The organism is Paludibacter sp. 221 (genome assembly GCF_010501035.1).
Lineage (GTDB): Bacteria > Bacteroidota > Bacteroidia > Bacteroidales > Paludibacteraceae > QVMH01.
This window is the reverse complement of the sequence record NZ_QVMH01000005.1, coordinates 50,731-57,051: the sequence shown is the minus strand read 5'-3', so window position 1 is coordinate 57,051 and position 6,321 is coordinate 50,731. Positions and strand designations below refer to the sequence as shown.

The window sequence follows — 6,321 nt, the reverse complement described above, 5'->3', positions numbered from 1 at the left end:
TCAAGCAAGCTTGACTCTGCTTTCGCTTAAACGGTGCATTCACCGCTACACCTGCTTCGCTAAAATTCAGCTACACTCCGCTACAGTCTTTGAAACTCCTCGCTTCGCTCGTCAAACAGCAAATCCTGTTTAACACTGCGTTACGCTGAATTTTTTAACGCTCACCAGTTGAGGCGGAAAAATTAGCTTCGGCTACGAAAGAATAAAATAGCAATTCGGCATATTTTGATGCGAATTGCCTTTCCCTTAAATTCACCTCTCCCCTTCAATTAATTATTTTGCTTACCTTTGTATAAATTTTTCAGAAAATGATAAGTTTCGATAACATCTCCATCACTTTTGATAATAAAACCATTGTAAAAAACTTTTCTCTCGAAATCTCCAAAAACGAAAAATTTGTGCTTTGGGGTAAATCCGGAAGCGGAAAAAGTTCGCTTATGTCTCTCCTGCTCGGTTTTCATCAGCCGGCGGCAGGAAGCGTTTCTCTAAACGGAACTGAAATAAACAAGCAAACGATTGATACTATCCGCGAAGAAATTGCATGGGTGCCTCAGGAAGCAGCCCTCCCTTTCGAATATGTAAAAGATGTAATAGCCGCACCCTTTCAGTTTAAAGCAAACAAAAACAAATTTCCGAAAAAGGAACTTATTCTGAGCTATTTTGAACAATTAGGATTGGACGCTTCTTTGTACGAAAAAAGGCTAAACGAAGTATCAGGTGGCGAACAACAACGCATTATGATAGCCATAGCCGCGTTACTCCAAAAACCGGTGCTTCTGCTTGATGAGCCCACTTCGGCACTCGACCCGGACTCTATTGAGAGCTTAATCAAGTTCATAAAAGGATTGGAACAAACTACGATGCTTGCTATTTCGCACGACAGACGGTTTACCGAATCATTTACCAACCTCGAATTAAAACCTACCGAAATATGAATCAAACAATCGATATAAGCTTATGGGGATTTATAGCGGGTTTCTTGCTGTTGCTTATCCCCGTTTATTTCCTTTACTATTTTCGCACGGGACTGGTAAAAGCGACACTAATTTCAGCATCAAGAATGACCATACAGTTGTTTCTTGTAGGGCTTTACCTCGAATATCTGTTCAAGTTGAACCTTTGGTGGGTGAACGTGCTTTGGGTACTTGTGATGGTCATGGTAGCTTCTTATACTATTTTAAAACGAACTAAGTTGCCTTTGAAACAGTTGTTTACCTCTATCGCCATTTCGCTCTTATTTTCCATTACCATTATCGATACTTATTTTATGGGGTTGGTGGTACGGCTAAACCACCTATTTGAGGCACGCTACTTTATACCCGTAAGCGGCATGCTGCTCGGCAATATGCTTACTGCCAACGTGCTTGCACTGAATTCCTTCTTTGGCAGTCTAGAACGCGAAAAACAATACTACTATTATATGCTGGGCAATGGTGCCAGCCGGAGCGAGGCGTTAGCGCCATTCATCAGAGAAGCTATCACCAAGTCGTTCAACCCTACCATTGCATCTATGGCTGTAATGGGGCTTATCTCCCTACCGGGAACAATGACCGGACAAATACTTGGAGGCAGCAACCCCAATACTGCCATCAAATACCAGATTATGCTGATGATTACCATTTTTGCATCTTCACTCATCGCCGTACTATTCTCCATGTGGCTGTGCCGCAAACAGGCATTCGATGAGTATGGTTTAAAGAAATTCTAACGGAAATGAATGTAAAAGTAAGTGATGAAATAAAAGAACTACTTGATACGATGGCAACACGCTTCAATGTGCCTGCGTTTATTGAGAGTGACCCTGTCCAGTTTCCGCGCAGGTACGAGCATATGCAGGACATTGAAGTGTCCGCTTTCCTTACAGCAACCATAACATGGGGCAAAAGAAGCCTGATATTGAAATCGGCAGCAAAGATGCACACTATTATGGGAGCTTCGCCTTACGACTACGTGATGGGAAAAGGCTATGAATCTCTTGAAAAGACAAACGTTCACCGCACTTTCTTTGAAGACGACATGGCATATATCTGCCGTGGGCTGAATACTATATACAATAAATATGACAGCATTGAAACCTTATTCAGTTCGAACCCCGATAAAGAGAAACGGATATGGGAAGGTATACGTCTCTTCAGAGAGCACATTCAACATGCAAATTCAGACGTTTCGGATAAAAGTTTGAAGCACGTATCCAACCCGGACAATTCTGCCTGCAAACGCCTCCATTTAGCTTTACGCTGGCTGGTAAGGAATGATGGAATTGTAGATATAGGAGCGTGGAAAAACATATCGCCTTCCGAACTCCAAATACCTTTAGATGTGCATGTAGCGAATATTTCCCGCAAATTAGGCTTACTTCAGCGCAAACAGAACGACCGCAAAGCTGTGGAAGAATTAACCGCCGTATTGAATGGAATAAACCCCTCCGACCCTATCTTATACGATTTCGCTTTGTTCGGCATAGGAGAAAGTAAAATACTTGAGAAATAACTTACTCTATATTTTTTCTTACTTTTTTCAGGAAAGCCTGCATTTTTTCAGTATCCTTGGTTTCAATCATTTCGAGCAGGTTGGCCAACTCCGTACGTATATTTTCAAGCTGCGTAGGAGTATAGGGGTTGAACAGAATTTCAGAAAGCAGATAATCATCTTCCGAGAGCAAACCCTTTGCAATATCCATGTGCCTTTTGAAAGTAGTACCCGGTGCCTCGATAGGTTTCATTACCGACGCAAACGTCAATGTAGATGCAAAAGGGATGGAAAGAGAGTAAGCAATAGTTTCGTCATGCTCCTCAAAACTATATTCAAAGATATTCAAATTGAGCGAAGCATATAAATCTTTGAAAAATGCCTTGCCCATATGGTCGGACTCGGATATGATAATAGCATTTTGAGTCCGTAAATTATCAAGCGTAGCAAATGTAGGGCCGAACATCGGGTGTGTAGATACATATTTGAAACCCGTTTTGTCATAATAGCTTTGCAAGCCTGTTTTCACCGAAGCAATATCAGATATTATACAACTTTTAGGCAGGTATGGCAGCACTTTATTAAAAGCATCCATGGTGTATTTCAGCGTCACACAGTTTATCATCAACTCCGGTTCAAACTCCTTTATTTCCTCGTATTTTGTCATCCGCAGAGTATTGAACACAAACCTCAACTGTTTCGGGTCCGTATCGAAAAGCGCAACTTCATGTTGTAAACATAAAACGTCAGTAAGGAAAGCACCCATTTTTCCGGCACCCAGAATTAAAATCTTCATCGCTTCTTATCGTTATTATTTTATCGCACAAAAGTAATATTAAAAGTCGCAAGCTACAAACTGCGGGACTACAATATCAATACCCTCTTAATTAAAACTGAAGATGTTTTTTCAAAATAATTGAGGTGTTTTTTCAAATCGCTTGACCAATAAACAAAAGTTTATTACCTTTGTTTCATTAAAAAGAACTAATATAGCAAAGAATGAAACAGTATGTATCTAAGGAAAGACGAAGAATTAAAAAAGAACTTTTGTTTTACCTGCGAAAATACAGATTCTTTTCTTCCAGATTCAAAAACACAGACGATCTAGATGCAATTATCGCCGAAATAGTGGAAGAACTTAAAACAGATATTTAATCCTAAAAACATACGGATATGACAACAAAAGAAAAATTTGAAATTCTGAAAGATCAGGACATTCATGCAAAATCGGACAAAGCAAGGACAATACTCAATGCCGATTTTGAACGGCTTGCTCAAGAAGACCCAGAAGGATTTGAAGAAGCTGTGATTACTAGTATGCGCAGGACACTCTACGATGCAAAAAAACTAAAAGTAAAAGAGCAGATGAGTGAAATAACAGAAATAGTATCTATGTCGTATATTGCAAAGACTTACTTTAATAAAACCAAAAGTTGGTTGAGCCAACGTATTAATGAGCTAAATGTAAACGGCAAACCAGCACAGTTTACCCCCGAAGAGATAGAAACACTCAATGCTGCATTTGAGGATATATCGAAAAAAATAGCTACGTTTCACATTTCTCGTTAAAAATTTTTTTTGAATATTCTTATACATCAACTCCCTACCTTTATTGGCTGGGAGTTTTTTTTTGAAAAATACTTTGAAGCATTTTTTCAATACAAGCTACAACAAAAAGAGCCGGAAACATGTTCCCGACTCTTTTCTATACTTTTTCTTTAAGAAAAAACCTGATTACTCAGCAGCAGCTTCCGGAGCTTCTTCGGCTACAGGAGCAGCTTCTTCGGCTACAGGAGCAGCTTCTTCAGCAGGAGTTTCTTCTACTGCTTCTTCGCTTGCCTCGGCTGCTTTTGCTTCAGCAGCTTTTTTCTTCGCCAATTCAGCAGCTTTTTCTTTATTTATTGCAACTTCTGCATCAAGACGCGCTTTTTCAGCAGCTTTTTTATCAGCAGCAAGTTGTTCTTTAGTTTTTGTTACTTTATTTGTTTTGTCAGCTTTCCAAGCCTCAAAACGTTTTTCAGCCTCTTCGGCACTGAAAGCGCCTTTTTTAACACCACCTAACAAGTGATTTTTCATCAATACGCCTTCCCACGATAGGATATTACGTACTGTATCAGTAGGCTGTGCTCCTGTTTGAAGCCAATACAAAGCTCTGTCAAATTTCAAATTTACAGTAGCTGGGTTTGTGTTTGGGTTGTACGACCCAACGCGTTCGATAAAACGGCCATCACGTGGCGCTCTGCTGTCAGCAATCACGATATGATAATAAGCATATCCTTTACGACCGTGACGTTGCAATCTCATTTTTACTGGCATGTTTTTTTTATTTTTAAATGATTATACCTAAAATGCTTTTTCTCGAAAAGCGGTTGCAAAAATACGGTTTATATTTGGATTATAAAAATAATGTCCCAATATTTTGACATTATAAATTCATCCCCTTCTTTTAACTTCTTTCTAACTCCCCTATCCTTTATTTTTTACTATTTGTGCGGTAAACTCTGCTTCACAAACAATTTTACCGCCCACAAAAGCCAAGCCACGCATAGTGGCTATTCCACGCCTGATTTCGGTAAGAAGTTCTACACGGAAAATAAGCGTATCGCCCGGTACAACTTTCTGCCGAAATTTAACATTGTCTATCTTCAAAAAATAAGTAGAATAGTTATGGGCATCTTCCAGTTGGCTCAATACCAACAAACCTCCCGACTGCGCCATCGCCTCTACTATAAGCACTCCGGGCATAACAGGCTCTTCGGGGAAGTGACCGACAAAAAAAGTCTCATTTCCGCTTACATTTTTCACCCCTACAATAAACTTATCCCGTATATCTATCACCTTATCTACCAAAAGAAAAGGCCAGCGATGTGGTAACAGTTTACGTATCGCATTTACATCCAATACAGGCACAGAAGATTCATCATAAACCGGAGCTTGTATTTCCTGTTTTTTGATTTCCTTGCGAATAAGTTTTGCCGTATCCGTATTGGTTTTATGACCGGGATAAGTTGCAATTACTTTCCCGACAATAGGTTTTCCGACTAATGCTAAATCACCAATCACATCCAGCAATTTATGACGGGCAGGCTCATTCTCAAATCTTAAGTCTGTCAGGTAGCCTAATTTAGAAGCATCAAGACGCTCCACTCCCAGCAAGTCAGCTAAACTATCCAAATCCTCCTGCGGCATCAACTCATCATATATAACAATGGCATTCTCTAAGTCACCGCCCTTTATAAGTCCCATTTTCAACAAAGGCACTATCTCGCGCACAAACACAAACGTACGTGTTGCTGAAACTTCATCCACATAATCATCCAACGACTCTAGCGATGCAAACTGATTGTTCAATATTGGAGATTTAAACCCGATATGAACATCTACACTGAATTTATCGTCAGGGAGTATTATTATTCTTGAATCGCTGTCGGGAAGGTGGTACTCTATTTTTTTCTTAACTATAAAATAATCCTTATCCTCGTTTTGCTCTACAATTCCGAATTTCTGAATAGCCTCTATATAATACTTAGCACTACCATCAAGTATAGGAAACTCAGGAGCATTTACTTCCAGCAAGCAATTGTCGATGCCCAGTGCATACAAAGCAGACATAACATGCTCAATAGTACTAACCTGTATATCTCCTTTTTTCAATACTGTACCCCTTGTAGTTGCATCTACATACTCTGCAAGAGCATCTATTATTGGTTTTTCATCTAAATCTATACGTTGTATCTTTATGCCGTGGTTTTCGGGCGCAGGAAGGAATGTCAAAGTAATATCCAATCCGGTATGTAATCCTTTTCCGTTGAAAGAGAAAGAATCTTTAATTGTTCTTTGTTTAGACATATT

7 protein-coding genes are annotated in these 6,321 nt (G+C 39.6%); 4 read left to right on the top strand and 3 right to left on the bottom strand.

The window, feature by feature from the left end:
• Positions 1 to 308 precede the first annotated feature (308 nt).
• Genes D0T49_RS02165 through D0T49_RS02155 form a run of 3 tightly spaced genes read left to right on the top strand, consistent with a single transcriptional unit; the run spans position 309 to position 2,490 of the window.
• Positions 309 to 935 carry an ATP-binding cassette domain-containing protein gene (locus D0T49_RS02165; protein ID WP_163628951.1) on the top strand — a complete coding sequence of 209 codons (627 nt, stop codon included), beginning with the start codon at positions 309 to 311 and terminating at the stop codon, positions 933 to 935.
• Positions 932 to 1,708, top strand: coding sequence for an ABC transporter permease (locus D0T49_RS02160; RefSeq protein ID WP_163628950.1), 777 nt, complete (start codon positions 932 to 934; stop codon positions 1,706 to 1,708). The genes D0T49_RS02165 and D0T49_RS02160 overlap by 4 nt, the downstream gene beginning before the upstream one ends.
• A gap of 5 nt (positions 1,709 to 1,713) precedes the next feature.
• Complete coding sequence (locus tag D0T49_RS02155; RefSeq protein ID WP_163628949.1) at positions 1,714 to 2,490, top strand: TIGR02757 family protein; 777 nt, start codon at positions 1,714 to 1,716, stop codon at positions 2,488 to 2,490.
• Position 2,491: 1 nt separating this feature from the next.
• Here the strand turns inward: D0T49_RS02155 and D0T49_RS02150 are convergent, their stop codons facing one another.
• A complete protein-coding gene (locus tag D0T49_RS02150; protein ID WP_163628948.1) occupies positions 2,492 to 3,265 on the bottom strand; it encodes a prephenate dehydrogenase/arogenate dehydrogenase family protein in 774 nt (257 codons plus the stop codon).
• A gap of 377 nt (positions 3,266 to 3,642) precedes the next feature.
• Here D0T49_RS02150 and D0T49_RS02145 point away from each other — a divergent pair, with 377 nt between their 5' ends.
• A complete protein-coding gene (locus D0T49_RS02145) occupies positions 3,643 to 4,038 on the top strand; it encodes a DUF5053 domain-containing protein (protein WP_163628947.1) in 396 nt (131 codons plus the stop codon).
• Between the two features lie 165 nt (positions 4,039 to 4,203).
• Here D0T49_RS02145 and D0T49_RS02140 read toward each other — a convergent pair whose 3' ends face one another.
• Together D0T49_RS02140 and D0T49_RS02135 are read right to left on the bottom strand one after the other, a co-directional pair.
• The gene (locus tag D0T49_RS02140; protein ID WP_163628946.1) at positions 4,204 to 4,785 is read right to left on the bottom strand and encodes a 30S ribosomal protein S16; all 582 of its coding nucleotides are present in this window, start codon (positions 4,783 to 4,785) and stop codon (positions 4,204 to 4,206) included.
• A gap of 150 nt (positions 4,786 to 4,935) precedes the next feature.
• Positions 4,936 to 6,318, bottom strand: coding sequence for a bifunctional UDP-3-O-[3-hydroxymyristoyl] N-acetylglucosamine deacetylase/3-hydroxyacyl-ACP dehydratase (locus D0T49_RS02135; RefSeq protein ID WP_163628945.1), 1,383 nt, complete (start codon positions 6,316 to 6,318; stop codon positions 4,936 to 4,938).
• Positions 6,319 to 6,321: the final 3 nt, after the last annotated feature.

Coding starts and splice junctions, on each gene's coding strand:
- D0T49_RS02135 (WP_163628945.1), bottom strand. CDS start 6,318: ATGTCTAAACAAAGAACAATTAAAGATTCTTTCTCTTTCAACGGAAAA.
- D0T49_RS02160 (WP_163628950.1), top strand. CDS start 932: ATGAATCAAACAATCGATATAAGCTTATGGGGATTTATAGCGGGTTTC.
- D0T49_RS02155 (WP_163628949.1), top strand. CDS start 1,714: ATGAATGTAAAAGTAAGTGATGAAATAAAAGAACTACTTGATACGATG.
- D0T49_RS02145 (WP_163628947.1), top strand. CDS start 3,643: ATGACAACAAAAGAAAAATTTGAAATTCTGAAAGATCAGGACATTCAT.
- D0T49_RS02150 (WP_163628948.1), bottom strand. CDS start 3,265: ATGAAGATTTTAATTCTGGGTGCCGGAAAAATGGGTGCTTTCCTTACT.
- D0T49_RS02140 (WP_163628946.1), bottom strand. CDS start 4,785: ATGCCAGTAAAAATGAGATTGCAACGTCACGGTCGTAAAGGATATGCT.
- D0T49_RS02165 (WP_163628951.1), top strand. CDS start 309: ATGATAAGTTTCGATAACATCTCCATCACTTTTGATAATAAAACCATT.